This is a genomic window from Bradyrhizobium sp. WSM1253, from assembly GCF_000244935.1.
In the GTDB taxonomy this organism is placed as follows: Bacteria; Pseudomonadota; Alphaproteobacteria; order Rhizobiales; family Xanthobacteraceae; genus Bradyrhizobium; species Bradyrhizobium canariense.
In genome coordinates, this window is the sequence record NZ_JH600073.1 from 7,832,836 (window position 1) to 7,858,361 (window position 25,526).

A 25,526-nucleotide genomic window follows, 5' to 3' on the forward strand; every position below is an offset into this window, starting at 1 on the left:
CGCGGTCGGGCAAGCGCGTAGCTTGGGGTTGCTCGTCATTGCGAGGAGCCCGTGACAAAATTGCGAAGCAATTTTGCACTGGCGACGAAACAATCCAGGCTGCCTCCGCAGAGGGATTCCTGGATTGCTTCGCTGCGCTCGCAATGACGGTTTGGAACCAGAGGAGCCCATCATGTCCGTCACCGTCTTCATCCGCTACCAGCTCGATCCCTTCAAGCGTGCGCAGTTCGAGGAGTATTCGAAGCGCTGGCTCACCATCATCCCGAAATGCGGCGGCGATCTGATCGGTTATTTCATGCCGCACGAGGGCACCAACAACATCGCGTTTGCGCTGATCACCTTCGAGAGTCTCGCTGCGTATGAGGCCTACCGCGCCCGGCTGCGTCAGGATACGGAAGGCATGGCGAACTTCCACTTCGCCGAGGAGCACAAATTCATCCTCGCGGAAGAGCGCACGTTTCTGCGCCAAGTGGTCTTGTAAGTGATATTGTAGGCCATCAACGACAGGAGAGACGCCCATGATCGCCGTGATCTTCGAGGTCTGGCCGAAGCCGGAACACCGCCAGGATTATTTCGACCTCGCGGCCGACCTCAAGCCGATCCTGCAAACCATCGACGGCTTCATCTCGGTCGAGCGTTTCGAGAGCCTGACCGACAAGGGCAAAATCTTGTCGGTGTCGTTCTGGCGGGACGAGGCGGCCGTGCAAGCCTGGCGCAACACGATGGAGCACCGCCGCACCCAGGCCAAAGGCCGCGCGAAAATCTTCGCCGATTATCATTTGCGTATCGCCAGCGTCATCCGCGACTACAGCATGAATGATCGCGAGCAGGCGCCGAAGGATAGCCGCGCGGTGCACGATGCGCACTAGCGCGCGCCGCGGCACGTCCCCATCTCTGCGCGGCCAACAAGGGAGAGAAACATGCACGTGACAACTGCTGACAAGCGCGCGACCTTCAGGAAGATGCACGAGAGCGGCTGCTTCATCCTGCCCAATCCGGTCGACGTCGGCAGCGCGAAAGCGTTGCAGCACCTCGGTTTCAAGGCACTCGCGTCGTCGAGTGCGGGCTTTGCCTGGACCATCGGCAAGGCCGACAACCACGTCTCCGTCGAGGACGTATGTCAGCATCTGGCGGCATTGAGCACGTCCGTCGACATCCCGGTGAACGCGGATTTCGAAGGCGGCTTTGCAGTCGAGCCGGACAAGGTCGCGGACAATGTCGAGCGCTGTGTGCGCACCGGCGTTGCCGGCCTGTCGATCGAGGATTCCACCGGCGACAAGGACAAGCCGATCTACGAGCGCGCGCTCGCAGTCGAGCGCATCAAGGCGTCGCGCAAGGCGATCGGCGATAGCGGCGCGCTGCTGGTTGGTCGCTGCGAGGCTTATCTGTGGGGCGTGACCGACCTCAAGCTCGTCATCGACCGGCTCACCGCTTACGCCGATGCCGGCGCCGATTGCCTCTACGCGCCGGGCCTGAAGAGCCGCGAGGACATCGCGCGGTGGTGAAGGCTGTCGCACCCAAACCATTCAACCTGCTGATCGGCGGCTCCGGGCTGTCACTGCAGGAAGCTGCCGATCTCGGCGTGCGCCGGATCAGCGTCGGCGGTTCGCTCGCTCGCGCCGCCTGGGGCGGCTTCATGCGGGCCGCGAAAGAAATGGCGGAGAAGGGCACCTTCGCGGAGCTCGCGAGCGGCTATCCCGGCGGCGAGCTCAACAAGATGTTCAGCTAAAGACAAACGAAAGCGGCAGGATCTGAAATCCCGCCGCTGTCGCATATTGTTGCAAATCGTTACTTCGCGCCGTCGGCCGGTGCGGGCGTATCCGGGGTCGGCTTGCTCGGCGCGGCGCCCGTGGTCACGCCCGGCCCGGTGTTGGTGCGCGGCGTCACGTCGCGCATGCCGGGAGGTGCAGCCGGATTGGTAGCCGGCGCCTGCTGGGCGGTCTGCGTCGCCGGCGTGGTGCTCGCCTGGTTGCTGGTGCCGGTGTTGTTCAGGCCGTAGAACACGGCACCCAGCACCAAGGCGATGGCCACGGCGAACAGGGCTACTTTGCCGCTGGAGGCGGGGCCTTCGCCAAGCTCCGGGTCGACCTGGAGCTGGGCATCCCGTCGCGCCGCATTGCGATACTCATCATCGGCGAGATTCGGGCGGTACGGATCGTTGATAAAACGGTCGTCAGCCATCGATTGGTTCTCCTCGATTATTGCGGCGGGACAACCCGTGGATGCGAGATTCTGTTCCGCCCTCCTTAATGCTTTCGTCGCATGTTGCGCCCGCGGCGGGAATCGGGAACCTGTTCGCTGGGGAACCTGAAGCGTAAGCTCCGCTGACGGAAGGGAACAAAGCGATGTGGAGCTTGCCGCCGAGCGATAGCGTGCTGCATCTGTTGTCGCTGGTCGCGGTCGCGGCGCAAGGCATGACGGCCGCGCTCGCTGCCGGCCGCCGCAGCATGGATTGGCTCGGCGTCTGCTTCCTCGGCTGCATCACGGCGCTCGGCGGCGGCACCTTGCGCGATCTCTTTCTCGGTCATTATCCGCTGGCCTGGGTGCAAAATCCCATCTACCTCGCGCTGGCCGGCGGCGCAGCCTTCCTCACCATCCTGATGGCGCGGCTGGTGCACCGGCTGAAACTGGCCTTCATCGTGCTCGATGCTATCGGCCTCGTCGTCTTCACCATGACCGGCTGCGACATCGCCTGGCAGATGGATGCCACGCTGCCGATCGTCATCGTCTCCGGCATGGTGACCGGTTGCGCCGGCGGCGTCTTGCGGGACGTGCTCTGCAATGACGTGCCGTTGCTGTTCCGCTCCGAGCTCTATGCCAGTGTCTCGGTGGTGACGGGACTGTTCTATGCGACCGCCTTTGGCCTCAAGCTGAACGCCGAGCTCTGGACCATTTTGACGTTCGTCCTCGGCATCAGTTTTCGCCTGCTGGCGGTGCGCTACAAATGGGAAATGCCGAAATTCGTGTTCACGGAAGAGGAGGAGCGGTAGGTCTTCTTTCTTACCTCGCCCCGCTTGCGGGGAGAGGTCGACGCGCGAAGCGTGGCGGGTGAGGGGGGCTCTCCGCGAGTCCAAGTGTCACGATTGTCGCCGAAGCAGCCCCTCACCCCAACCCTCTCCCCGCAAGAACGGGGCGAGGGAGCGTACCGTCGCGGCCGCGCGAGGTTCGTTCGTTACGGCTCCTGCTTCCGCGCCTTGGCGACCTGCGCCGGCGTCACCAGCGGAGCGGCGTTGCCCCAGGAGTTGCGGATGTAGTTCGTCACCGCCGCGACCTCTTGGTCGGAGAGCTGGTTGGAATAGGCCGGCATCTCCCCGGTGTTGGGCGCGCGCGGCGTGGTCACGGTGTGGGCGCCGTCGAGGATGATCCGCAAGGTCGAGGACGGATTGACCGATTGCAGCAGCGCGTTGGCAGGCAGCGGCGGATAGATGCGCGGTGCGCCGGATCCGTCGGCCTCATGGCAGGCGATGCAGAGCTTGGCGTAGACGGCTTGGCCGGCCTTCATCTCGGGATCGTCAGGCGGCGTCACGATCGTCTCACGCCGCGCCGGCGGCAGGTCCTTGAGGTAAACCGCGATCGCGCGCACGTCGGCATCGCTCATCTTCGAAGTCGAGTTGACGACCACCTCTGCCATCAGCCCGCTGGCATGGCTCCTGGCGTTGCGCCCGCTCTGAAGATATTCCGTGACGTCCTCGACGCTCCACGATTTCAGCCCGGTGCGGGCGGCGCCATCGAGCCGTGGCGCGTACCAGCCGCCGACCTCGTTGCCCGCGAGTGCCTGCGCCTGCTTGTCCGCGCCAAAATAGTTCTTCGGCGTGTGGCAGGCGCCGCAATGGCCGAGCCCGGTGACGAGATAGCCGCCCCGATTCCACACCGCGCTCTGGCTCTGGTCCGGCTCGAACAGCCCGGGCTTGAAATACACCATGTTCCAGATCCGCATCAGGCCGCGATGGCTAAACGGCCAGCGTAGCTCCGGCGGCTTGTTGCGGCTCGTGACAGCCGCGAGCGTTCCGAGATAGGCGCGGATTGCTAGTGTGTCGTCCTTCGTCATCCGCGTGAAATAGGGGTAGGGGAACGCCGGGTAATAGTTGGAGCCATCGGGCGCGACGCCGGTGCGCACGGCGCGGGTAAAGTCGGCGTCGGTCCAGGCGCCGATGCCGGTGTCGCGGTCCGGCGTCAGGTTCGGCGCGTAGATCGCGCCGAACGGCGTGTCGATGCGCTTTCCGCCCGCGAACGGTTTGGCGGGATCGGCGGTGTGGCAGCCGGCACAGTCGCCGGCCTCCACCAGCGCCTTGCCGGTGGCGATCAGCTCCGGTGAAGGCTCGGCAGCGACGGCCGCGCTCGCAACCGCACTGCACAACGCCAGACCCACGAGAGCCAGGCCAGCCAGAATCGTCCGCATCGAAAGCCTCTCCTGCGCCCCATCGACGCCGTCCCGGATGACCGGGCGTCAATTCGTTGCGCGACGGCGGGGGTATGGTGACACAAAATGAAAATCGCGGATGCCAATGCAGCCACGAAATTGCGATTTTTACCCGGCGCTGCCTTTGGTCCAGAATTGTGATGCGGAGCGTGAAATATCCGACATAGAGTGGCGGAAATGGTCGGCGCGCCCTAGCTAAAAACAACGGGCAGGCAACGGCTTAAGCAGCCAAGCGCTCAAAAGGGCGGAAGAGGACATAATGGGCATCAACCAGGGTCCGATCAGTCTCGATCAGAAATACACCCAGGACACCGGACATATTTTCACGACCGGCATTCAGGCCCTGGTCCGCCTGCCGATGGCCCAGATCCGGCGCGACCGTGCCGCGGGGCTGAACACCGCGGGCTTCATCTCCGGCTATCGCGGCTCGCCGCTCGGCGGCTACGACCAGCAGCTCTTCGCCGCGCGCAAGCATCTCGAGCAGTACAACATCAAGTTCCAGCCCGGCGTGAACGAAGATCTGGCCGCGACCGCGGTCTGGGGCTCGCAGCAGCTCAACCTCTCGCCCGGCGCCAAGTATGACGGCGTGGTCGGCATCTGGTACGGCAAGGGCCCCGGCGTCGATCGCTGCGGCGACGTCTTCCGCCACGGCAATGCCGCGGGCTCCGCCAAGAACGGTGGCGTCTTGTGTCTCGCCGGCGACGACCACGGTGCAAAATCCTCGACGGTCCCGCATCAATCAGACCACGCCTTCATGTCGGCGCTGATGCCCTATCTCTACCCGTCGAGCGTCCACGAGATGATCGAGATGGGCCTTCTCGGTATCGCGATGTCGCGCTATTCGGGCTGCTGGGTCGGCATGAAGGTGATCACCGAGACGGTGGAGACCACCGCCGAGATCGACCTCACCGACGAGATGACGCCGTTCGTGATCCCGACCGATTTCGAGATGCCCGAAGGCGGCCTCAATCTGCGCTGGCCCGACGACCGCTTCGCCCAGGACCGCCGCCTGCAGGATTACAAGGGCTTTGCCGCGATCGCCTTTGCGCGCGCCAACAAGGTCAATCGTGTCACGATGGATTCGCCGAATGCCCGCTACGGCATCATGGCGTCCGGCAAGAGCTACGAGGATATCCGTCAGGCGCTGCGCGAGCTCGGTATCACGCCCGAGGTCGCCGCCAAGATCGGACTTCGATTGTACAAGATCGGCATGCCCTGGCCTCTGGAGCCGGAAGGCGTCAGGCAATTCGCCGTGGGCCTCGAGGAAATCTTCATCATCGAAGAGCGCCGCGAGATCGTCGAAAATCAAGTGAAGCAGGAGCTGTTCAACTGGCGCGACGACGTCCGTCCCCGGATCATCGGAAAGATGGACGACCACGACAAGCGCTTCCTCCCCTTTGCCGAAGAACTCAGCGTCGCCTCACTGGCCAGCTCGCTCACCGAGCGTCTGCTTCGACTTGATCTCAATCCCGAAATTGCAACGATGCTGCGCGCCAAGGCCGATTGGTTCAACGGCCGCCAGGCGTCGCAAATGCAGGCGACCGCGCCTGTCGCCCGCACCCCGTATTTCTGCTCCGGCTGCCCGCACAACACATCGACCAAGGTGCCCGAAGGCAGTCGCGCCTTTGCCGGCATCGGTTGCCACTTCATGGCCCTGTGGATGGATCGCTCGACCGAGACCTTCACACACATGGGCGGCGAGGGTGTGCCGTGGGTCGGCGTTGCCCCCTTCACCAAGGAAGAGCACGTGTTCGCCAATCTCGGCGACGGCACGTATTTCCACTCCGGCAGCCTCGCGATCCGCCAGGCGATCGCCTCCGGCGCCAACATCACCTACAAGATCCTCTATAACGACGCGACCGCGATGACCGGCGGCCAGCATGTCGACGGCGAATTGTCGCCGCAGCAGATCACCTTCCAGCTTCACAGCGAAGGCATCCGCGAGATCTATCTGGTCTCGGAAAACCCCGACGCCTATCCGGCGAACGAGATCGCGCCCGGCGTCAAGACCGCGCATCGTGACGAGCTCGATGCGGTCCAGAAAACCCTGCGCAAGGTCAAGGGCGCGTCCGCCATCGTCTTCGTGCAGACTTGCGCCGCCGAGAAGCGCCGCCGCCGCAAGCGTGGCACGATGGAGGATCCTGCGCGCCGTGTGCTCATCAATCCCGCGGTGTGTGAAGGCTGCGGCGATTGCTCGGTGCAATCGAACTGCATTTCGGTCGAGCCGCTGGAGACCGAGTTCGGCCGCAAGCGCGCGATCAACCAGTCGACCTGCAACAAGGATTATTCCTGCGTCAAAGGCTTTTGCCCGTCCTTCGTCACCGTCGACGGCGGCAAGATGCGCAAGCGCGCGCCGGCGGGCGTCGGCGATATCGGCGTGCTGCCCGAGCCGGCATCGCGCCCGAACCTGGACAAGCCCTACAACATCGCCGTCGGCGGCGTCGGCGGGACCGGCGTGCTGACCATCGGCGCGCTGCTCGGCATGGCCGCCCATATCGAGGGCAAGGCCTCGATGATCCTCGACATGTCGGGTCTTGCGCAAAAGGGTGGGGCGGTGCTGAGCCACGTCCGCCTGTCTGATCATCCGGCCGAGGTGACCTGCTCGCGCATCGTCACCGGCACGGCCGATGTCGTGCTCGCAGCCGACGAGGTGGTCGCGGTTGCCAAGGACACCATCTCGCTCTGCGATAGCAGCCGCACCCGCGGCATCATCAACAGCCACGTCATTCCGACCGCGGACTTCGTTCTCAACCGCGATTTCAACTTCCAGACCCGCAAGCTGAACGGGTTGCTGGAGACTGCGCTGCACAAGGACTCGGTATTCTTCGACTTCACCAAGCCGGCCGAACAGCTGCTCGGCGACAGCATCGCCACCAACATGATGATGATGGGCTACGCCTATCAGAAGGGCCTCTTGCCGTTGTCGGCGGAGTCGATCGAGCAGGCGATCGAGGTCAACGGCGTCTCGATCAAGATGAACAAGGAAGCCTTCCGCCTCGGCCGCCTCGCGGTCGCCGACCCCCAGCGCCTCGCCGATATGCTGAAGGGAACGGACGAGGCCGTTGCGCCCAGGACCCTGGACGCCATGACGCTCGACGAACTCGTCGAGCACCGCGCCAAGCATCTCACCGCCTATCAGAACGGCCGGCTGGCCAAGCGCTACCGCAAGCTGGTGGATCAGGTCAGCGACGCCGCCAGGCAGGGCGGCTATGACGAGGCGCTGACGCGCGCCGTTGCGGTCAACTACGCGAAACTGCTGGCCTACAAGGACGAATACGAGGTTGCGCGCCTCTACACCGATGGCGCGTTCGAAAAGCAGCTCCGCGACCAGTTCGAGGGCGACTTCAAGTTCAACTTCAACCTGGCACCACCTATTCTCAGCAGGGGCGTCGATGCGCTCGGCCGCCCGAAAAAGCGCGCCTTCGGCCCGTGGATGCTTCCGGTGTTTCGTGTGCTGGCAAAATTCAAGTTCCTGCGCGGTACGCCGCTCGACATCTTCGGTCGCAGCGCCGACCGCAAGCTCGAACGCGATCTGATCACCGGCTACGAGAAGGACGTCGCCACCGTGCTCGGCCTGCTGTCGCCGCTCACGATCGACACCGCGGTGGAGCTGCTGTCGTTGCCCGACCGCATCCGCGGCTACGGCCCGGTGAAGGAGAAGGCCGTAGCGGATGCCAAGGCCCGCTACGCCCAGCTCGCCGCCGACCTCGCGAACCCGCCGCCGGCTCCGCGGCAGATCGCGGCGGAGTAGAATTTTCGTGGGTGGACTCGCTAATCCACCCACCAAATTCCTGTTTTAAATCAACCACCGGTCTACTGTGCATGGGGTTGTTTTCGCAGAAAAGTGTGTTCCGATAAAACGAAACCGCTTGTGCTGTCGGGCAAAACACCTTTAGGGTTCTGCCCGTCGTTCCCGTCATTGCGAGCGTAGCGAAGCAATCCAGAAATGCGTCCGCGGAAAGATTCCTGGATTGCTTCGCTGCGCTCGCGTGACGATTCCGGAAGCAGAGGCCCTCCCACCGCACCTCGGCCATTTGCGCGAACCCGCTGCTCTCTCGCCCGGCGGAATATTTCCGCGCTTGCCAACAGGGCAGCAGCGGTTCAGAAAAAACTGGAAGTGAGAAACGCCAGCGGAGACCTTATTTGACCATCAAGGGCAAAGCCTACATTGCCGGGATCTACGAACACCCGACCCGGCATGCGCCGGACAAATCCACCGCCCAGCTCCATGCCGAGGTCGCCAAGGGCGCGATCGAGGATGCCGGGCTCAGCAAGGACGATGTCGACGGCTATTTCTGCGCGGGCGACGCCCCGGGCGGCGCCTGGCCGATGGTCGATTATCTCGGCCTGAACACCAAGAAACTCCGCCATGTCGATTCCACCGAGACCGGCGGCTGCTCCTACATCATCCATCTCGGCCACGCCGCCGAAGCGATCGCCGCGGGCAAGTGCTCGGTCGCGCTGATCACGCTGGCCGGCAAGCCGCGTACCGGCGCGATGCCGCCGCGCGCGGCCGGCGCCGAGGCCGATTTCGAGACGGCTTACGGCGCGACCACGCACAATGCCTACGGCATGTGTGCCATGCGTCACATGCACGACTACGGCACCACCAGCGAGCAGCTCGCCTGGATCAAGGTCGCGGCCTCGCACCACGCGCAATACAATCCGCATGCGATGCTCAAGGACGTCGTCACCGTCGAGGACGTCCTGAACTCGCCGATGATCTCCGATCCCTTGCATCGCATGGATTGCTGCGTCGTCTCCGACGGCGGTGGCGCGCTGATCGTGACCACGCCCGAGATCGCAAAAAGTCTGAAGAAGCCGCTGGTCAGACTGATTGGCCACGGCGAGGCGATGAAGGGCCCGCGCGGCGGCAAGGATCTCGACCTCACTTACTCCGCCGGCATCTGGTCCGGCCCGCGTGCCTTCGAGGAAGCCGGCATCACGCCGAAGGACATCAAATACGCCTCGATCTACGACAGCTTCACCATCACCGTCTTGATGCAGCTCGAAGACCTCGGCTTCTGCAAGAAAGGCGAGGGCGGCAAGTTCGTCGCCGACGGCAATCTGATCTCGGGCGTCGGCAAGCTGCCGTTCAACACCGACGGCGGTGGCCTCTGCAGCAACCATCCCGTCAACCGCGGCGGCATGACCAAGATCCTCGAGGCCGTGCGGCAGCTGCGCGGCGAGGCGCATCCGAAGGTGCAGGTCAAGAATTGCGATCTCGCCATCGCCCACGGCACCGGCGGGCTTCTCGGTGTCCGCCACGCCGCCTCGACTGCGATTCTGGAGCGCGTGTGATGAGCGAAGCCAAGAAATATCCGGCCCCGGTGACGAACCCTGAGACAGCGGCGTTCTGGGACGCGGCCAAAGAGGGCAAGTTCATGATCAAGCGCTGCACCGCCTGCGGCGAAGCGCATTACTTCCCCCGCGCGATCTGCCCGTTCTGCTACTCCGACAAGACGGTGTGGGAGGAGTCTTCGGGCGAAGGCACGATCTACACTTACAGCTTGATGCGGAAGTCGCCGACCGGTCCTTACGCGATCGGCTATGTCACGCTGAAGGAAGGACCATCGCTCCAGACCAATTTCGTCGATTGCGATCTGACGACGTTGAAGATCGGCCAGAAGGTGAAGGTGGTGTTCAAGCCGACGGACGGGGCGCCGCTGCCGTTCTTCACGCCGGCGTAGTAGGCGCGGCGAGTTCTTCCCTTCTCCCCTTGTGGGGGAAGGTGGCGCGAAGCGCCGGATGAGGGGTATCTCTCCACAGAGAGATTGTTCGATGAGGAGCGAACCCCTCACCCAAACGAGTTTGTTGCGGGCACCTTGTAGCCCTCTCCCACAAGGGGAGAGGGCGCAACAATGGGCGCCGCTCAGCTGAAGCTGCCGGGAGGAAACAACAAAAATGTCCGCCAGATACGACGAACTCAAAGGCCTCAAGAACCTCGGCCAGAAATATGCCTACACCGACCGCGAAGTGATGCTCTATGCCTACGGTATCGGCCTCGGCGCCGATCCGATGGACGAAAACGAGCTCGCCTTCGTCAACGAGGGCACGCTGACGCCGCGACCGCTCAAGGTGGTGCCGACCTTTGCGTCCGTTGCGGCGTGGGGCGCGGGTCCGGGCGAGATGAACCTCAACCGCGTGATGGTGGTCGACGGCGAGCGCGACATCACCTTCCACCAGCCGCTGCCGGTCGCCGCGCACATCACCGCCGATTCCTCCGTTGTCGAAGTCTACGATAAAGGCAAGGACAAGGGCGTCGTCATCAGCCACCAGACCGTGCTCAAGAACGAGAAGGGCGAGAAGCTGGCAACGCTGGTCGCCTCGCGCTTCGCCCGCGGCGACGGCGGCTTTGGCGGGCCGAACCTGACCCAGCCGGATCCGCACAAGATCCCGTCGCGCGCACCCGACACGACGATCGACATCGTCACGCGTCCCGACCAGGCGCTGGTCTATCGTCTCTGCGGCGACCGCAACCCGCTGCACTCCGACCCTGAGTTCGCGAAGAAAGCCGGCTTCCCGCGTCCGATCCTGCACGGCATGTGCACCTACGGCATCACCTGCCGCGGCGTGCTCCAGACCTATGCCGACTACGATGCCTCCGCCTTCCGCCAGCACGTCGCGCGGTTCTCCTCGCCTGTCTATCCCGGTGAGACCGTGACCATGGACCTCTGGAAGGACGGCAGCGTGATCTCGTTCGAAGCCAAGGTGAAGTCGCGCGGCGTCACCGTGATCAAGAACGGCAAGACGGTGTTGGGTTAGCAACACGCGACGGCCGTCGTCTCCCTCGCCCCGCACTTGCGGGGAGAGGGCGGGTGAGGGGCTCTCACCACGAGCCGAGACGGTATTGAGACCTGTACCCCCTCACCCGGATCGCAAGGGCGATCCGACCTCTCCCCGCAAGCCGGGCGAGGTAAGAAAAACAAAACCAGGGAGAGCCACCATGGGACTACTCGACGGGAAGGTTGCGCTGATCACCGGCGCGGGCGGGGGGCTCGGTGAGGCCTACGCGAAGCTGTTCGCGCGGGAAGGGGCCTCCGTCGTCGTCAACGACCTCGGCGGGCCCCGTGACGGCTCCGGCGCCGACACATCGATGGCGCAGCTCGTGGTGGATGCGATCAAGGCCGAAGGCGGCAAGGCCGTTGCCAATCGCGCCGACATCTCCACGATGGAAGGCGGCCAGTCGGTGTTCGACGACGCCATCAAGCATTTCGGCCGCGCCGACATCCTCGTCAACAATGCCGGCATTCTGCGCGACCAGACCTTCGCCAAGGCCTCTGAGTCCGACTGGGACAAGGTCATTAAGGTGCATCTGAAGGGCACCTTTTGTTGCACCATGCCGGTGTTTCGCTGGATGCGGGAAAACGGCGGTGGTGTCATCGTCAACACCTCCTCGACCTCGGGCCTGATCGGCAATTTCGGCCAGAGCAATTACGGCGCGGCCAAAGGGGGCATCTGGGGCCTGTCCAACGTGCTGGCGATCGAGGGGCGCAAATACAACATCCGGATCTGGACGCTTGCGCCGGGCGCGCTGACCCGCATGACCGCAGACCTGCCCCGCTATAAGGAGAACCCCGGTGCGGCGCTGGGGCCGGACGGCATCGCGCCGGCCGTGCTATACATGGTCAGCGATTTGTCGGGCGACCAGACCGGCAAGGTGCTGGGCGTGTCCGGGCCCCGCGGCGTGCGCGAAATGCGGATGATGGAAATGGACGGCTGGAAGCCGCCGCACACGGGCTGGAACGCCCAGGACATCGCCGATCATGCCAAGGAGATCTTCTTCTCCGAAGAGCAGATCAAGATGGGGGCGCGGCGGTTTTAGGCATCGACAGAGAGAAACAAGGACAACGATGAAGCTCACCGCCGACGCCAAGGGCACCTTCGCAATCGCGCCGACGCCGTTCCACGATGACGGCCGGATCGACGAGCGCTCGATCGACCGCCTGACCGATTTCTACGAGGAGGTCGGCTGCGACGGCGTCACGGTGCTGGGGATCCTCGGTGAGGCGCCGAAGCTCGATGCCGCCGAGGCCGAGCAGGTGGCGGTACGCTTCGTCAAGCGAGCCAAGAAGATGCAGGTGATCGTCGGCGTCTCCGCGCCGGGTTTTGCCACCATGCGCTCGCTGGCGAAGGCCTCGATGGAGGCCGGTGCAGCCGGTGTGATGATCGCGCCGCCGCCGTCGTTGCGGACCGACGACCAGATCATCGGCTATTACAAGCAGGCGGCCGATGCCATCGGCCCCGACGTGCCCTGGGTGCTCCAGGACTATCCGCTGACCTTGTCGGTGGTGTTCACCCCCGCCGTGATCCGCAAGATCGTCACCGACAATCCGAACTGCGTCATGCTCAAGCACGAGGACTGGCCGGGGCTGGAAAAGATCTCGACGCTGCGCAATTTCCAGAAGGACGGCTCGCTGCGGCCGCTCTCGATCCTCTGCGGCAATGGCGGGCTCTTTCTGGACTTCGAGATGGAGCGCGGCGCCGACGGCGCCATGACCGGCTATGCCTTCCCCGAGCTTCTGATCGACGTCGTGCGACTTTCGAAGGAAGGCAAGCGCGACGCCGCGCATGATCTGTTCGACGCGCATCTGCCGCTGATCCGCTATGAACAGCAGCCCGGCGCGGGCCTTGCCGTGCGCAAATACGTGCTGCAGAAACGCGGCATCATCGCCTCCAGCGCCCAGCGCAAGCCCGGCGCCACCATCACGCCGACGGCGAAGGCAGAGGTCGAGTACCTGCTGTCGCGAGTCGCCCGCGTCGACAAGCGCGCAAATCTCGGCTCGCAATCCAGCGCGGCAGGTTAATCGAATGGCCGAGGCATCAGCATCACGCCCTGCGTCGACGATCCTCCTGCTGCGCGACGGCGCGAAGGTCGACGGCAAGAGCCGCGACGAAATTGAAGTCTTCATGATGGTCCGCCATCATCAGATCGAGTTCAATTCGGGCGCGCTGGTGTTTCCCGGCGGCAGCGTCGATGCCGGCGATCAGGAGATCGTCGCCCGCTCCGATCTGTATTCGGGCGGCGAGGGACTGAGTGAAGCGGACCGCGGATTTCGGATCGCCGCGATCCGCGAGACCTTTGAGGAAAGCGGCATCCTGCTGGCGCGCTCGAAGGACTCGGGCACGCCTGTTGACGCCAAGCGCGCCGGCGAAATCGCGGATGCGCATCGCGTGGCGCTCAACGAGCACAAGATCAGCTTCCTGAGCATTCTGGCCGATAACGGCCTCCAGCTCGCGCTCGATACGCTGGTGCCTTACGCGCACTGGATCACGCCCGAGGGGATGCCAAAACGTTTCGATACCTGGTTCTTCCTTGCGGCGGCACCGCCCGACCAGCTCGGCGCGCATGATGGCCGGGAGTCGACCGACTCGATCTGGGTCTCGCCGCGCGAGGCGGTGGAGGGAGGCGAGAGCGGCCGCTTCAAGCTGCCGTTCCCGACCACGCGCAATCTGATCCGGCTCGCCAAGCAGGGAAGCGTGAGCGCGGCGCTGGAGCACGCCCGCGGCATGTCCGTCGTGACGGTGATGCCTGTCATGACCAAGACCGAAACCGGCCGTCAGCTCCGCATTCCCCGCGAGGCCGGCTATGACGGTGAGGTGTTCGAGGTCGGGGCGCTCGGCTAGAACACTTCGACACACAACGAAGTATCGGCGAGGGCAGACGCGCTAGGTTCCGTCCCTGACAACGGGATCGAGCGCGCGACATGGACAACCGACAGGACAACAACATTGCCGTCGAGCTGGCGTTGCTGCTCGCGCTGGCGACGCTGTGGGGCGGCTCCTACACCTTCATCAAGCTCGGCGTCGCCACCATTCCGCCGATCACGCTGATCGCGGCGCGCACCACGATTGCGGGCCTCCTGCTGCTCGCGATCATGTGGGCGCGAGGCATCAGGATGCCGACGGATGCCGCGACCTGGCAACGCTTCGCCTTCCAGGCCGTGCTCAACAGCGTGATCCCCTGGACGTTGATCGCCTGGGGCGAGCGGCACGTCGATGCCGCGCTCGCGACCATCCTCAACTCGGCCGGCCCGATCTTCACCTTCCTGCTCACGGCCCTAGTGACGCGTCACGAGGCGACGACACCGCGAAAGCTGGTTGGCGTGGTTGCCGGTATGGCCGGCATCCTGCTGATCGTCGGCGTCGACGCCGTCCATGATGTCGGAAGCGGCCTCGTCGCGGAGGCCGCTATCGTTGCCGCCACCATCTGCTACGCCTGCGCCGCGATCTTCGGCCGCAGCTTCAAGGGCCTCGATCCCATGGCGCCCGCGGCCGGCTCGCTGCTGGCGGGGGCGGCGGCGCTGGTCCCGGCCTCGCTCATCGTCGAGCAGCCCTGGACACTGTCGCCCTCGCTGAGTTCCGTGCTGGCGCTGCTCGCGCTGGCGACATTCTCGACCGCCGCGGCCTTCGTGATCTATTTCCGCCTGATCCAGATCCTGGGCTCGGTCGGCACCACGGCGCAGGCTTATCTCCGCGTGCCGATCGGGGTTGCCATCAGCGTCGCCTTCCTCGGCGAGAGCCTGAGCCGGACCGCCTGGATCGGCCTTGCCTGCGTTGTTCTCGGCGTCGCCGCCATGACCATCCCGGCCCGGCGGCCGGCCGACGTCAAAACGTCATAAAAGCCGAGGCGGCGGGGGTCCGGCAGGGCTGCAATATTAAGGATATTCGGCGGCGAGACGCATGTTCCCCCGGGACCGCAATACGTCGTATATTGGAGCTCCAATAGCCGGGTCCTCACATCACCAATGTCCGCCGAATTGACGCCGACCCCTGAGAAAAAGCGAACATTCTCGCTCTCCATCGGCCAGCTCACGTTCGGCAGCTTCCTTCTGGTGCTGGCGGTGATCATCGTCACCTCGACCGCGAGCGTGATCGCGATCCGGCACATCGACACGACCTTTGCCGAGCTGCAGCGGCTGCAGAGCGTCGGCGACCTCGCCGAGGACATCGACCGCCGCATGAACGAGCTGCGGCTCGCCGCGCGCGACTTCGTCACCGATCCCGGCGCCGGCATCCAGTTCAAGCAGGTGGGCGAGGCGGCCTCGACGCTCAGCGACATCCTGAAGAAGACCCGCATCGAGCTCGTGCCCGAGCAGCAGGACATGATCGACGGCGTCAGCGAGCGGCTTGCGACCTATCGCAGCGGGCTGGAGCGGATCTCGACGCTGATCGACCGCCGCGCCCAGCTGCTTGCCGGCCTGCCGCCGCTCCGTGACCAGTTCGACGCGGCTGTCTCTGGCACTGCGGACCGAGAGCTGGCGTCCCGCTTGTCGGAAGCGCAGAGCCGGATCGCGCTCGGGTTGCTTGCGCGCAACCCGTCTGCGGCTGAGCAGGCGGCGCAGAGCATGCGAGCGATGGGCGTCACTGATCCCAAGCTCAGATCGGCGGTCAACGACTACGCCGAGGCGATCATCGCGGTCGCTGTCCGTGAACGGCAGATCGCCGACATCGATCGCGAGGTGCTGGGAACCGAGGGCCGGCTGATCGGCCGCGTCACCGAATTGCTGCGCGAGGTCAGCGCCCGGCGCGGTCACGTGCTGTCGCGCGACTTTGCCCGTACGCTGACGGAGGCGCGCTGGCAGAGCATCGTGCTCGGTACCATCGGTGTGCTGATCGGTATTCTCGCGGCCGGCTTCGTGGTGCGGCGGACAGTCCGTCCGCTCGCCCAGATCGCGCGGTCGATCCGCGCGCTCGCAGCCGGCGAGAAGAACACCTCGATCCCGTCCGCCGATCTCGACAATGAGATTGGCGACATCGCGCGGGCGGCCGAAGTGTTCCGCCGCGCGCTGGAGGAGGCCGACACGGCGCGCGAGGCGGCGGTGCGCGCACTGACCGAGCAGCGCCTCGCCGAAGAGAGCTACCGGAAACTGTTCGAGGGCTCGGTCGATGGCATCTATGTCACGACGCCGGCCGGCGACCTCCTCAATGCCAATCCGGCGCTGGCGCGGATGATGGGCTACGACAGCCCGCAGCAGCTGATCGACAGCATCAACGACATCGCCCACACAATCTACGTCAATCCCGAGGCGCGCGTCGAATATCAGCGGCTGATGGCACGCGACGGCATGGTGCGCGAGTTTGAGTACCAGGTGCGCCAGCGCGGCGGCGACATCCTGTGGCTGTCCGACAGTGCCACCGGCGTCCGCGACGAGGCGGGCAAGATCGTCCGCTACGAGGGCACGCTGCGCGACATCACCGACCAGAAGCGCGCGGAAGACGCCATCGCCGAAGGACGGCGCCTGCTCCAGCAGGTCATCGACACCGTGCCCGCGGTGATCAACGTCAAGGACCGCGACCTGCGCTACGTGCTGATGAACCGCTACATGGCCGGCATCTTCGGCATCGAGCCCGGCGATGCGCTCGGCCGCACCACGGCCGACCTGATGTCTCGCTATGGCGCTGCCAAGTCCGACGAGAGCGACAAGCGCGTGCTGACGCTGCGAAAAGGTCTCGGCTTCTACGAAGAGGAGTACATCGATGCTTCCGGCCACATGCGGCAATGGCTCGTCAACAAGCTGCCGCTGCTCGATGCCGAAGGCGAGATCGAGCGGATCGTGACCGTGGCGCTCGACATCGGCGAGCGCAAGCGCGGCGAGCAGGAGATGCGGAAGGCTAAGGAATCCGCCGAGACCGCGCTGCGCAATCTGCGCGAGACCCAGGCCTCGCTGATCGAGGCGGAGAAGCTGGCGGCGCTCGGGCGCCTCGTCGCCGGCGTCGCGCACGAAGTCAACAATCCCGTCGGCATCAGCCTCACGGTCGCCTCCGCGCTGGAGCGCAAGACCGCGATGTTCACCGCCGAGGTCGAGCGTGGCGAGCTGCGCCGCTCCACGCTCAACGACTTTCTCCATACCAGCCGCGACGCGTCCTCGCAGCTCGTCTCCAATCTCAACCGCGCCGCCGAGCTGATCCAGTCGTTCAAGCAGGTTGCCGCCGACCGCAACTATTCGGACCAGCGCAGCTTCGATCTCGGTGACCTCACCGAGCAGGTGGTGATGAGTCTGCGTCCGGGCCTGCGTAAGCACAATCTGACGCTCAACGTCGAGTGCCAGCCTGATCTGACCATGAACAGCTATCCCGGACCCTACGGCCAGGTGCTGACCAATCTGTTTCTCAACGCGGTGGCGCACGCCTTCCCGGACGGTCGGCCGGGGACCATCGACATCCAGGTGCGCGAGTCCGGCAAGGACAATGTCGAGATCATCTTCTCCGACAATGGCTGCGGCATGTCGCTCGACGTCCGCCGCCGTGCCTTCGATCCGTTCTTCACGACGCGGCGCGACCAGGGCGGCACCGGTCTCGGGCTGCACATCGTCTACAGCATTGTCACGAACAGGCTCGGCGGACGGCTCGATCTGGATTCCGAACCGGGCAGCGGCACACGTATCCAGATCATCCTGCCGCGCGTGGCGCCGCTCGAGCAGGCCGCGGAATAGCTCGAACGTTTTCGAGCGAAGTAGATGCCGGTCCGCGTGAAGAAAACGCGTCGAAACAACAATCCAGAGCTTCGGTCGATTCAATTAAAACCCGAAGTTCTAGTCGGCCTCCGCAAGCTTGTGCAGCGTTGCGCCGAAAATCTGGCTGGCCTTGCCGACCAGCGCGGTGCCCGTCATGTCCCCGCGCGTCTCCGTGAAGGTGCCGCTGACGCCGATGCCGACCGCGGCAGGCCCGCCGAACAGCGGATTGTCGTCGCCCCGCGGCGAGGTGTGACGCTGGACCAGCACCTCACCCTTGAAGGTGTTGTCCTTCACCGTGTAGCTGCCGGTGTAATAGAGGTAGGCATCGCCGCCAAGAATCTTGCCGTCGCGAAAAAGAATCACGCCGCTGCCCTTGCCGACCCGACCATCGAGCAGGTTCACGTGAATCGAATAGAGGCCGTTCTTCATAACGTCCCGAGGCCGGCCGCCATCGCCCAATGGCGTAACCGGTAGGCATTTATGCCAAAGGGCATGCGGCCACGCAACGCGGGAGTTTGGCTGCCGGCCTTGCGAGCCTGTCCGTGAGCCGTAGTTGTCCCGGCTTGTCTATGACACCGCCATGACGGTCTGATCATGAAGCGAGGCCAGTCGTTGCGAATCAAGTTGGCCCGCGAAATGCATAACCATTGTTGCACTGGCCGCGGGGTGCTGGAGCAAGACAAACGTGAGCAACTGGATCGATTCCGGCGGCGAGGAGCCGCGTCTGTACAGTGTGCGTCCCACGATTTGCGAAACACGACAACGGCGGATTGGCGGCGCGGTACGCTGGCGAACCGTGGCGAGCCTCGCTTGCGCCCTGGCCCTGATCGCACTCGCAGCCCCCTTCGGGCACGCGCGCGACCGCGGCCAGTTCGTCAACACCAATGCCGAATTGAAGGCCTGGTTCGACGGACTGCGAAGCGGCAAGGGGCCTTGCTGCTCCGATGCAGACGGCTCGGCACTCTCGGACACCGACTGGGACAGCAAGGACGGGCACTATCGGGTCCGCGTCCCGCGCTATGGCTACGTGATCGACGGCCGACCGCAGGAGCTCGTCTGGGTCGATGTGCCAGAGGAGGCTGTGATCTCGGAGCCGAACCGGGTGGGACGCACCATGGTCTGGCCGATCTACGGCTACATGGGCGTGGCCATCCGCTGCTTCATGCCCGGCAGCATGACTTAGGCGCGCGGGGCCCCACGTCGCCCGGTGCGCCGATGCGGCGCGCGCCGTGTCAGGTATATTTCTTGTCGCGCTCGAGCAGCTCGATGGAGATGCCTTCGGGGCCGCGGATGAAGCAGATCCGCACGCCGGGGCGGATCGTGGTCGGTTCGCGCGTGAAGGTGACGCCCTTGGCCTTGATCTCGGCGGCGACGGCGTCGATGTCCTTCACCGTGAGACCGAAATGGTCGAGCCCCTGATGCGGGTGGGGCGGCGGCGGGTTGACCGCGTTGTCGCCCTCGAGTGGCGCAATGAAGATCCTTGCGCCTCCAAGATTCACGTCGATCCGTCCGGGAGCTTGCACGATCTCGCCACCAAGGATGTCCCGCAGCCAGGCCGCCGTGGCCTCCGGATCGGGGCTGCGCAGATGGACGTGATCCCAAGTGACGACTGGCATTTCATGTTCTCCCGACGGGTCTTGACGTTGCAGCGCATGTTAGCGGCCTCGGCCGGTGACCGCCACCGCTCTTGCCGACTCGCCAGTGCGCGGGAACCTTAGTTCGTCTTCCGGATTAAGGTAAGCAGTGGCGGAATCCGTTGTCGAACGTGCTTCCGCCGCGATCGGTGAGGCAACCATGAACGCTGGGTTTGACCGCATCGGGTTAGGGCGTTTCGCCGGGCCCGGCGAACGACTGGCGCGGGCGGTGACGATCGCGAGCGTTTCAGTTGGGCGAGGCCTGCTATGGCTGTTGGCGGCCATCATCGTCGGTTGCGGCGTCTGGATGCTGCTCCCTGTTTCCAGAGGCAACAGTGCCGAACCGGTGAGGTCTGACGTGGCAGCGGTCGAGACGGCGCCTTTGGGCGATGCGGCCGCCCCGTCGTCGCCTTCCGAAGCTCAGATTCCGACAATGGCAGAACTCGGTCGGATCAGGATTTCATCTCAGACCTGGCGCCGCGGCGGCCTTGGCTCGAAGGCGCTGGTGACGCTCACGCTCCGCAACGACAATGACTATGCCGTAAAGGATGTCGAGATCGTCTGCGCTTTTGCGCGGCGCGATGGCAGTCATCTCACCGACCGCAGCCGCGTTCTGGCTGATACGGTCGGCATGAAGAGCCGCAAGACTTTTGCGCGCATTCCTGTCGGCTTCGTCAACGTGAATGCCGATCAGGCGAAGTGTTCGCTTGTGGCAGCACGCCGGACCTAAGGCCGGCATTTTCCGGTAGCGGAAAAGTTACTGTCCTGGGGGCTTGGGCAAAAAACTTGGCGTCGCCATTTGAACCGAACGGCTGGGCCAGGAACCAATTAAATGATCGCCCGTTAAGGCGGAGAGCCCACGCGGGGATGCGACGGGCGGAGCGTGGCCAAATGCCCATTTTTCGGTATTTCTTCTTTGTCGGTGGAGCCTTGCTCGCACTGCTGTTCGCGGCGAACTCCGTTCTGCCGACTTCGCCTGTGACGCAGGCTGTCGCAACCGCAAGCAACGAACAGCCTTTGATCCGGATCCGGTCCGATCGCCACCTGCCGGAGCGCGTCGTTCTCGACACCAGTCAGCCGACGCTTGCCGCCCCTGCGGTGAAGATCGCCGCCGTCGCGGCTCCCCAGCCGCCCGTGGAGAGCATGTCTCCGGCTTTGGCCGAGATTTCAGCCAAGGCACGGGTCCGCGAGACGTTCGCCCAATTCACGCCGGCCGCGAAGGCCAATACCGCTGCCGCCAAGAGGACCGAAGCCAAGACGCAAATTCAGCCGCAAGTTCAGGCGCAGGCCCAGCTTCCTCAGGCCCAGCCCCCTCGGACCCCGGCGCAGCAGCCCAAGCGCAAGGTCGCCAGAACGCGTCCGATGCCGCAGCAAGGTGGGCCGATGATGGTGATGGCGCAGCAGCCGCATTTCGGCTTCTTCAACAGCACTTGGTAAGAGCGGGTCCGACCCTTCTCGAATCCGGCGGGAAGGGCTTTTTATTGGCCGGCCTCTCTGCTAATTCGAACCCATCCGAACGTCGTCCGGCCTGCTGGCTCGCCAGCAGCGATCTGGGGCGTCTCGGTTACGGCCCAAGATCTGGGCCAGGGCGCTCGTAGCTCAGCTGGATAGAGCATCGGATTTCGATTCCGAGGGTCGGGAGTTCGAATCTCTCCGAGCGCGCCAATTCCGGATATGTTCCGAAGAGGCGTTGACAACAACGACCGTCGCAGCGGCCTGGCCCGTCAGCCTGCCGTCGGACCTGCTTGCCGGCCTCGTGCCAGCGTGTCGGACGGGGTTTCGTGGAAGGTTGCGCGGTAAGCTGCGGAAAACTCGCCCAAATGGTGAAAGCCCTGGGCGCGCGCGCATGTGGCGACGGTGGCGCCGCCGCCCTTGAGAAGGCGAGACCGCGTCGCCCACAATTTTTTGAGGCGAATGTACTGGTGCAGGCTCATGCCACACACCTTGCTGACGGCGCCGCCGAGCGTCCGGATCGAGACGCCAAACTCGCCGGCGAGATCGGCGGTATAGATCGGAGCAGTCTGATGTGCAGCGACGTAATCGTCGATCCGCTGCACGAGTTTGATCGACCGCTCGCCCTGGACGGAGGCACTCCGGTCTGAGAGTGGATCGATGCGAAACAGATCGTCGAGCGCGAGCAGCAAGCCTTCCTGGAGATGGGCGGCGACCTCAGTCGTTTCGAACAAGGCCGGCTGCACCGACGCGGTTCGCAGAATGTCGAGAAGGAGTTGCCGTGCGTGGAGCAAAGCGGGGCGGTTCGCGCCGTGGGCCCGCAAATCGTCCGCCTGATCGAACCAGCCCCGGTCACTCAGGCCGGGTGAGAAGATGATCATCGCATGATGATTGGTCCGACGCTCGACGAAATGGCATTCATCGCTGCCGCGGAGCGCGATGAAGAAACGCGCGTCCAGATCCATGCCCTTGGAATTGACCTGAAGGTCGTCCGTCATGGGCAGGATCACCATCCCGCCGGGCATCCGATAGGTGGCGTCGAGGATGCGTGCGAACGAGCGCATCATGACGATGCGGCAGCCGGGCAGGGAGACGACAGCGCGAGCCGCCGCGAAATTCCGGACGTCGAGCGGAATGCTTCTCGCATCCTCCATCGACTCGATCGGCCGAAACGCATCGACGTCGGCAAAGCCGATCAATCGAAGCGCGGATGATGGGGCGAGGGCGTCGAACAACATGCGTGTGGCCGGCTGCCGCATATGACAATCAAATGAACGTCAGAACATCGCCATCAATGGCGAAACATCGCGTTTCAGTAAACCGGATTCCGGGCCGTAGTATTGCGGACATCATGGCATGCAGCCCGGCGGATCGATGTCGTCGTCAACGGTCTCGCGTCATCGGCTGGCCGGAGGCGAGGTCGATGAAATGCAGCCGCGTGCAGGCGGGACAGGCAAAGGAGGCGAAGCTCTGTGCCTCCTGTCTCTGTTGCTTCTCAAGATGTGTCTGCACATTCATGCCCGTCTGGGGACATCGAAAAACGATCAAATCGACCATCGTCGGAGAATGACGGCGTGGCGGATTTCGTCTTTGATCTAGATCAGTTTTGGAATGACTCCAGACCAACATCCTTGATCTCGCAAAAGCGAAGGGGCCCCGGAGGGCCCCTTTAGAATCACCAGCGGCGATAACGTGGTCCGTAGTAGCGCGGGCCACCATAATAGCGCGGCGCATATCGGGGACCGTAATAGGGGGCCGGGGCACCGTAGTATCCATAGTAGTTCGGGCGCCAGAAACAACGTCCCCAGGCGTCACAGACCATGCGGACCTGCTCGACGTCCGAGACCCGCGGCGTCGCAGGAGCTGGCGCGATGGGCATGGCAGACGCCGCCGGCGATGCGGCCAAGGCACCCAACAGGGACGCGGCGACGAGGCCAATTCTAAGCTTCATGATGTCTTTCTCCGCTTACGCAATACAGGGATATCGAAGTTTGTTCTGATCAAATTGTGGCGGGAGCGAAATGTAATGCTGATGAACAGGTCTTCAGCCAGCCCGCCGCAGGCCTGACAGCTCCGCCAGACTATCCCAGGTTCGTGCTCTTGACCAATGCTGCGCTTGCGTTGCGCTCCGCGGGAAATCGCCGCCATCCTTGATCCCGCGCAATCCAACTGTGCAGCTTCGCCCCTAAGCTTGGCGTCGTGGCCAGCCTTTCGAGCATTTCGAAGAGCCGGCTCGCGAGGTCGCTTTGGAGCTGTGCAATGGACAAAATGAGAATCGACAAGGGTGACTGGCTGGTCGTGTGCGACGGGCGCAAGGCGCTCATTCTGGAAAACCTCGGCGACGAGATGTTTCCGAACCTCCACACCAGGGAGGTGCACGAACAGCCCAATCCCTCGACCGGTGCGCAAGGGACCGACGCGCCGGGCAGGCTCCATGGCGCGGCCGGCAGCGCGCGCAGCTCGGTAGAGCAGACTGATTGGCACGACGAGGCCGAGCGCGCCTTCCTGCGCGGCCTGGCCGGACGGCTCGATGCCGCCGTTAGCTCAGGCGAGACCTCGGCCTTGACCCTGGTGGCCTCGCCGCGTGCGCTTGGGATGATCCGCGCCGATTATTCGGACGTGGTGCGCAAGGCTCTCCAGGGCGAGGTCGGCAAGGACCTCGTCAAACTGCCGGTCTACGAGATCGAGAAGCAATTGCTGCTGTCGGGCGCCGCCAAATAGTCGTCCGTTAAGAAGCCGAATTGAGCGGGAGCGGACAGGCAAGCGTATGCGATAGCTGGATCAGGAAGAGGCACAAGAGTTCTCTGAGCCAGGCGAGGATACGGCGGAAGTTGTGGCCGACTGCTGAGAGCACGACGTTGGCGGCGTCGCCGGCGCGGCCTTTGAGATAGCAGCGGCCAAGGTGACCTTCGGCCTTCAGATGTCCGATGATGGGCTCGATGGCGGAGCGGCGCCGGAGCTCGCGCTTGATGGCGCCGAACACGCCGCGCTTCTGGCCCGAAATGAAGACGCGACGGGGATTTTGCGTGTCGTGGCCGCGATATCCCTTGTCGACATAGGCCCGCTCGATCGGACAGCCAGTGAGCGCCTCGGTGCGGTCGATGACGTCCCGCAGGGTATGACCGTCGTAGGGATTATCGGGCAGCGACCTGGCGTGCAGTACGAACAGGCCACCGGGCGCCCGGCGGTTGTTGGTGACGATGGAGGCCTTCACGCCGAACTCGTAAGGCGCGGCGGCCTTGCCTTTGCCGATGCATTCCACCTCCGGGGCATGGAAGGAATAAAGCTTCCAGCCGCGTTGGCGCTGCTGCTGCGAGCGGATTTGCACGGCCCGGCCAAGCGGGAGGGCGAATGCCTCCTCCAATGCCGGCTGGCCCTCGATCTTGCGGCGGATGTCGCGGATGATGCGGCCGAGCCGGCTGCGCAGAATGCGCAACTGCCGCTGATGCCGGCTGAACTGTTTGGCATGGGCGTAGCGGCCCGCCATCATCGCGGCGGTCTTGGCCACACGAGAATAGGATTGCCGCAGCCTGACGGCGTGCCTTCTCGCCAGGCGGTTGAGCCCCTTGATAGCCGCATGGAGCAGCTTGGCATCGGTCGGAAAGGTGATGGCCTTCGGCTGCACCGTGGTGTCGACGGTGACGCGCTTGAGGTCCTGGCCGCGTAACGCGCCGGCCTCGTGCGCCACCCGCAGGCCCTCCGCCAGCAGCAGCGCCGAGCCGCTTGCGCCAATGGCTCAGGTCCGAGCGCTCGTGCGGGAAGGCATGCTGAAAGAACTCTTGCCCGGTGAAGAACTGGAAATACGGGTCGTGAACCCAGCGCTCGCAAGCGCCCTCGTCGGACAGCCCCGTAAGTGTGCTTGAGCAACAGCAGCCCGATCATGAACCGGGTCTCGATCCCGGGCCGGCCATTCTCGCTCTAGAGCGGCCGGCCAGCTCGTGCTTCATGTTGGTGATCTGGTCCAGCCGCGCCCGGAACAGATCGTTCGATCCCGTCGTCCTGTGCTTCTTCGGTCGCATCGACCCCTCCGATGCACCACAGAATCATGGTCCGCAGCGAAAGGGAATCCACAAACGAAAATTGCAAGGTTTGGGGGCCTCAAGCCCCCAATCCCTGCAATGTCAAATGCCGCCGCAACCGGAAAACTGACTCCTGCTCAATCGCTTAGAGCCTTGTTCACGGACGACCAAATAGCGGCCCCCGCAGAGGACGCGCCTGCGCTCCTCAGAAGCAGGGGTGCCGGCGGCGGTCCTGGCCGACATAGGCGGCTGCGCTCTGGTAGCAATGGTTGGTCGACGGGCCGTCGTACAAGGCGAACGTCCCTGGCGTGATGCCGGGCCCGTAATTGTGCAGATAGCTGATCGGGTAGGGCAATGGGTTCGCGTAGTGGCGGTGGTACCGGTGATGTCCCCGCGCCTCTGCGAGGCCGGGGGCAAGGATTGCGGCCGACAGGGCTGCAATCGCGGCTACAAGCTTCAACTTGCTCATCTCGAATCTCCGGAACCCGCACGAATAGGTCAGCCGTTTATAACCAGTTCGGGCGGCCGGAGCACCCGTCTGCCG

23 protein-coding genes, 1 tRNA gene and 2 pseudogenes are annotated in these 25,526 nt (G+C 64.2%); 18 read left to right on the top strand and 8 right to left on the bottom strand.

The window, feature by feature from the left end:
* The first annotated feature begins 172 nt into the window (after window positions 1–172).
* From BRA1253DRAFT_RS37940 to BRA1253DRAFT_RS37950, 3 genes and pseudogenes are all read left to right on the top strand, one after another.
* On the top strand, window positions 173–481 hold the full coding sequence (locus tag BRA1253DRAFT_RS37940) for an NIPSNAP family protein (protein ID WP_007603076.1): 309 nt from the start codon (window positions 173–175) through the stop codon (window positions 479–481).
* A gap of 37 nt (window positions 482–518) precedes the next feature.
* Window positions 519–869: an antibiotic biosynthesis monooxygenase gene (locus BRA1253DRAFT_RS37945; RefSeq protein ID WP_007603077.1), complete on the top strand. Its 351-nt coding sequence runs from the start codon at window positions 519–521 to the stop codon at window positions 867–869.
* 51 nt (window positions 870–920) lie between these two features.
* Window positions 921–1,729 (top strand): annotated as a pseudogene (locus tag BRA1253DRAFT_RS37950) (oxaloacetate decarboxylase).
* 59 nt (window positions 1,730–1,788) lie between these two features.
* Here BRA1253DRAFT_RS37950 and BRA1253DRAFT_RS37955 read toward each other — a convergent pair.
* Window positions 1,789–2,181: a hypothetical protein gene (locus tag BRA1253DRAFT_RS37955; RefSeq protein ID WP_007603078.1), complete on the bottom strand. Its 393-nt coding sequence runs from the start codon at window positions 2,179–2,181 to the stop codon at window positions 1,789–1,791.
* Between the two features lie 164 nt (window positions 2,182–2,345).
* On the opposite strand from BRA1253DRAFT_RS37955, the gene BRA1253DRAFT_RS37960 reads away from it, so the two are divergent.
* Window positions 2,346–2,990: a trimeric intracellular cation channel family protein gene (locus tag BRA1253DRAFT_RS37960; RefSeq protein WP_007603079.1), complete on the top strand. Its 645-nt coding sequence runs from the start codon at window positions 2,346–2,348 to the stop codon at window positions 2,988–2,990.
* 182 nt (window positions 2,991–3,172) lie between these two features.
* On the opposite strand, the gene BRA1253DRAFT_RS37965 is transcribed toward BRA1253DRAFT_RS37960, so the two are convergent.
* Complete coding sequence (locus BRA1253DRAFT_RS37965; RefSeq protein WP_007603081.1) at window positions 3,173–4,399, bottom strand: cytochrome c; 1,227 nt, start codon at window positions 4,397–4,399, stop codon at window positions 3,173–3,175.
* A 280-nt stretch (window positions 4,400–4,679) separates the two neighbouring features.
* Between BRA1253DRAFT_RS37965 and BRA1253DRAFT_RS37970 the strand changes: the two genes are divergently transcribed.
* From BRA1253DRAFT_RS37970 to BRA1253DRAFT_RS38010, 9 genes are all read left to right on the top strand, one after another.
* On the top strand, window positions 4,680–8,171 hold the full coding sequence (locus tag BRA1253DRAFT_RS37970) for an indolepyruvate ferredoxin oxidoreductase family protein (RefSeq protein ID WP_007603082.1): 3,492 nt from the start codon (window positions 4,680–4,682) through the stop codon (window positions 8,169–8,171).
* Window positions 8,172–8,563: 392 nt separating this feature from the next.
* Complete coding sequence (locus BRA1253DRAFT_RS37975; protein ID WP_007603083.1) at window positions 8,564–9,721, top strand: thiolase domain-containing protein; 1,158 nt, start codon at window positions 8,564–8,566, stop codon at window positions 9,719–9,721.
* Window positions 9,721–10,110: a Zn-ribbon domain-containing OB-fold protein gene (locus BRA1253DRAFT_RS37980; protein ID WP_007603084.1), complete on the top strand. Its 390-nt coding sequence runs from the start codon at window positions 9,721–9,723 to the stop codon at window positions 10,108–10,110. Before BRA1253DRAFT_RS37975 ends, BRA1253DRAFT_RS37980 begins: the two co-directional genes overlap by 1 nt.
* Before the next feature lie 214 nt (window positions 10,111–10,324).
* Window positions 10,325–11,185 (top strand): MaoC family dehydratase, encoded by an 861-nt coding sequence (locus BRA1253DRAFT_RS37985; RefSeq protein WP_007603085.1) that lies wholly within the window; start codon window positions 10,325–10,327, stop codon window positions 11,183–11,185.
* A gap of 181 nt (window positions 11,186–11,366) precedes the next feature.
* Complete coding sequence (locus BRA1253DRAFT_RS37990; RefSeq protein ID WP_007603086.1) at window positions 11,367–12,245, top strand: SDR family oxidoreductase; 879 nt, start codon at window positions 11,367–11,369, stop codon at window positions 12,243–12,245.
* Between the two features lie 28 nt (window positions 12,246–12,273).
* Window positions 12,274–13,227, top strand: coding sequence for a dihydrodipicolinate synthase family protein (locus tag BRA1253DRAFT_RS37995; RefSeq protein ID WP_007603087.1), 954 nt, complete (start codon window positions 12,274–12,276; stop codon window positions 13,225–13,227).
* A 4-nt stretch (window positions 13,228–13,231) separates the two neighbouring features.
* The gene (locus BRA1253DRAFT_RS38000; protein WP_007603088.1) at window positions 13,232–14,047 is read left to right on the top strand and encodes a hypothetical protein; all 816 of its coding nucleotides are present in this window, start codon (window positions 13,232–13,234) and stop codon (window positions 14,045–14,047) included.
* An 80-nt stretch (window positions 14,048–14,127) separates the two neighbouring features.
* Window positions 14,128–15,042, top strand: coding sequence for a DMT family transporter (locus BRA1253DRAFT_RS38005; RefSeq protein ID WP_007603089.1), 915 nt, complete (start codon window positions 14,128–14,130; stop codon window positions 15,040–15,042).
* A 126-nt stretch (window positions 15,043–15,168) separates the two neighbouring features.
* Window positions 15,169–17,856, top strand: coding sequence for a PAS domain S-box protein (locus tag BRA1253DRAFT_RS38010; RefSeq protein ID WP_007603090.1), 2,688 nt, complete (start codon window positions 15,169–15,171; stop codon window positions 17,854–17,856).
* A 99-nt stretch (window positions 17,857–17,955) separates the two neighbouring features.
* Here the strand turns inward: BRA1253DRAFT_RS38010 and BRA1253DRAFT_RS38015 are convergent, their stop codons facing one another.
* Complete coding sequence (locus BRA1253DRAFT_RS38015) at window positions 17,956–18,306, bottom strand: GrlR family regulatory protein (RefSeq protein ID WP_007603093.1); 351 nt, start codon at window positions 18,304–18,306, stop codon at window positions 17,956–17,958.
* Between the two features lie 256 nt (window positions 18,307–18,562).
* Between BRA1253DRAFT_RS38015 and BRA1253DRAFT_RS38020 the strand changes: the two genes are divergently transcribed.
* On the top strand, window positions 18,563–19,060 hold the full coding sequence (locus tag BRA1253DRAFT_RS38020) for a hypothetical protein (RefSeq protein WP_007603094.1): 498 nt from the start codon (window positions 18,563–18,565) through the stop codon (window positions 19,058–19,060).
* A gap of 49 nt (window positions 19,061–19,109) precedes the next feature.
* Here BRA1253DRAFT_RS38020 and BRA1253DRAFT_RS38025 read toward each other — a convergent pair whose 3' ends face one another.
* On the bottom strand, window positions 19,110–19,493 hold the full coding sequence (locus BRA1253DRAFT_RS38025) for a VOC family protein (RefSeq protein ID WP_007603095.1): 384 nt from the start codon (window positions 19,491–19,493) through the stop codon (window positions 19,110–19,112).
* 178 nt (window positions 19,494–19,671) lie between these two features.
* Between BRA1253DRAFT_RS38025 and BRA1253DRAFT_RS38030 the strand changes: the two genes are divergently transcribed.
* From BRA1253DRAFT_RS38030 to BRA1253DRAFT_RS38040, 3 genes are all read left to right on the top strand, one after another.
* The gene (locus BRA1253DRAFT_RS38030; protein WP_007603096.1) at window positions 19,672–20,241 is read left to right on the top strand and encodes a hypothetical protein; all 570 of its coding nucleotides are present in this window, start codon (window positions 19,672–19,674) and stop codon (window positions 20,239–20,241) included.
* Window positions 20,242–20,402: 161 nt separating this feature from the next.
* Entirely contained in the window at window positions 20,403–20,948 is a 546-nt protein-coding gene (locus BRA1253DRAFT_RS38035) for a hypothetical protein (RefSeq protein ID WP_007603097.1), read from the top strand.
* 151 nt (window positions 20,949–21,099) lie between these two features.
* Window positions 21,100–21,176, top strand: a tRNA-Arg gene (locus BRA1253DRAFT_RS38040).
* Between the two features lie 59 nt (window positions 21,177–21,235).
* Here BRA1253DRAFT_RS38040 and BRA1253DRAFT_RS38045 read toward each other — a convergent pair.
* Together BRA1253DRAFT_RS38045 and BRA1253DRAFT_RS42500 are read right to left on the bottom strand one after the other, a co-directional pair.
* Window positions 21,236–22,201 carry an AraC family transcriptional regulator gene (locus tag BRA1253DRAFT_RS38045; RefSeq protein ID WP_007603098.1) on the bottom strand — a complete coding sequence of 322 codons (966 nt, stop codon included), beginning with the start codon at window positions 22,199–22,201 and terminating at the stop codon, window positions 21,236–21,238.
* A 437-nt stretch (window positions 22,202–22,638) separates the two neighbouring features.
* Window positions 22,639–22,914, bottom strand: a complete 276-nt coding sequence (locus BRA1253DRAFT_RS42500; RefSeq protein ID WP_007603100.1) for a hypothetical protein — start codon at window positions 22,912–22,914, stop codon at window positions 22,639–22,641.
* 308 nt (window positions 22,915–23,222) lie between these two features.
* Between BRA1253DRAFT_RS42500 and BRA1253DRAFT_RS38050 the strand changes: the two genes are divergently transcribed.
* Window positions 23,223–23,684 (top strand): host attachment protein, encoded by a 462-nt coding sequence (locus BRA1253DRAFT_RS38050; RefSeq protein WP_007603102.1) that lies wholly within the window; start codon window positions 23,223–23,225, stop codon window positions 23,682–23,684.
* 7 nt (window positions 23,685–23,691) lie between these two features.
* Here the strand turns inward: BRA1253DRAFT_RS38050 and BRA1253DRAFT_RS38055 are convergent.
* Together BRA1253DRAFT_RS38055 and BRA1253DRAFT_RS38060 are read right to left on the bottom strand one after the other, a co-directional pair.
* Window positions 23,692–24,982 (bottom strand): annotated as a pseudogene (locus tag BRA1253DRAFT_RS38055) (IS5 family transposase).
* A gap of 205 nt (window positions 24,983–25,187) precedes the next feature.
* On the bottom strand, window positions 25,188–25,451 hold the full coding sequence (locus BRA1253DRAFT_RS38060) for a hypothetical protein (protein ID WP_007603106.1): 264 nt from the start codon (window positions 25,449–25,451) through the stop codon (window positions 25,188–25,190).
* Window positions 25,452–25,526: the final 75 nt, after the last annotated feature.

Excerpts from the sequence above, each read along its gene's own strand:
- BRA1253DRAFT_RS37940 (WP_007603076.1), top strand. The coding sequence starts at position 173 with ATGTCCGTCACCGTCTTCATCCGCTACCAGCTCGATCCCTTCAAGCGT.
- BRA1253DRAFT_RS37945 (WP_007603077.1), top strand. The coding sequence starts at position 519 with ATGATCGCCGTGATCTTCGAGGTCTGGCCGAAGCCGGAACACCGCCAG.
- BRA1253DRAFT_RS37955 (WP_007603078.1), bottom strand. The coding sequence starts at position 2,181 with ATGGCTGACGACCGTTTTATCAACGATCCGTACCGCCCGAATCTCGCC.
- BRA1253DRAFT_RS37960 (WP_007603079.1), top strand. The coding sequence starts at position 2,346 with ATGTGGAGCTTGCCGCCGAGCGATAGCGTGCTGCATCTGTTGTCGCTG.
- BRA1253DRAFT_RS37965 (WP_007603081.1), bottom strand. The coding sequence starts at position 4,399 with ATGCGGACGATTCTGGCTGGCCTGGCTCTCGTGGGTCTGGCGTTGTGC.
- BRA1253DRAFT_RS37970 (WP_007603082.1), top strand. The coding sequence starts at position 4,680 with ATGGGCATCAACCAGGGTCCGATCAGTCTCGATCAGAAATACACCCAG.
- BRA1253DRAFT_RS37980 (WP_007603084.1), top strand. The coding sequence starts at position 9,721 with ATGAGCGAAGCCAAGAAATATCCGGCCCCGGTGACGAACCCTGAGACA.
- BRA1253DRAFT_RS37985 (WP_007603085.1), top strand. The coding sequence starts at position 10,325 with ATGTCCGCCAGATACGACGAACTCAAAGGCCTCAAGAACCTCGGCCAG.
- BRA1253DRAFT_RS37990 (WP_007603086.1), top strand. The coding sequence starts at position 11,367 with ATGGGACTACTCGACGGGAAGGTTGCGCTGATCACCGGCGCGGGCGGG.
- BRA1253DRAFT_RS37995 (WP_007603087.1), top strand. The coding sequence starts at position 12,274 with ATGAAGCTCACCGCCGACGCCAAGGGCACCTTCGCAATCGCGCCGACG.
- BRA1253DRAFT_RS38000 (WP_007603088.1), top strand. The coding sequence starts at position 13,232 with ATGGCCGAGGCATCAGCATCACGCCCTGCGTCGACGATCCTCCTGCTG.
- BRA1253DRAFT_RS38005 (WP_007603089.1), top strand. The coding sequence starts at position 14,128 with ATGGACAACCGACAGGACAACAACATTGCCGTCGAGCTGGCGTTGCTG.
- BRA1253DRAFT_RS38010 (WP_007603090.1), top strand. The coding sequence starts at position 15,169 with ATGTCCGCCGAATTGACGCCGACCCCTGAGAAAAAGCGAACATTCTCG.
- BRA1253DRAFT_RS38015 (WP_007603093.1), bottom strand. The coding sequence starts at position 18,306 with ATGAAGAACGGCCTCTATTCGATTCACGTGAACCTGCTCGATGGTCGG.
- BRA1253DRAFT_RS38025 (WP_007603095.1), bottom strand. The coding sequence starts at position 19,493 with ATGCCAGTCGTCACTTGGGATCACGTCCATCTGCGCAGCCCCGATCCG.
- BRA1253DRAFT_RS38030 (WP_007603096.1), top strand. The coding sequence starts at position 19,672 with ATGAACGCTGGGTTTGACCGCATCGGGTTAGGGCGTTTCGCCGGGCCC.
- BRA1253DRAFT_RS38035 (WP_007603097.1), top strand. The coding sequence starts at position 20,403 with ATGCCCATTTTTCGGTATTTCTTCTTTGTCGGTGGAGCCTTGCTCGCA.
- BRA1253DRAFT_RS38045 (WP_007603098.1), bottom strand. The coding sequence starts at position 22,201 with ATGTTGTTCGACGCCCTCGCCCCATCATCCGCGCTTCGATTGATCGGC.
- BRA1253DRAFT_RS42500 (WP_007603100.1), bottom strand. The coding sequence starts at position 22,914 with ATGAAGCTTAGAATTGGCCTCGTCGCCGCGTCCCTGTTGGGTGCCTTG.
- BRA1253DRAFT_RS38050 (WP_007603102.1), top strand. The coding sequence starts at position 23,223 with ATGGACAAAATGAGAATCGACAAGGGTGACTGGCTGGTCGTGTGCGAC.
- BRA1253DRAFT_RS38060 (WP_007603106.1), bottom strand. The coding sequence starts at position 25,451 with ATGAGCAAGTTGAAGCTTGTAGCCGCGATTGCAGCCCTGTCGGCCGCA.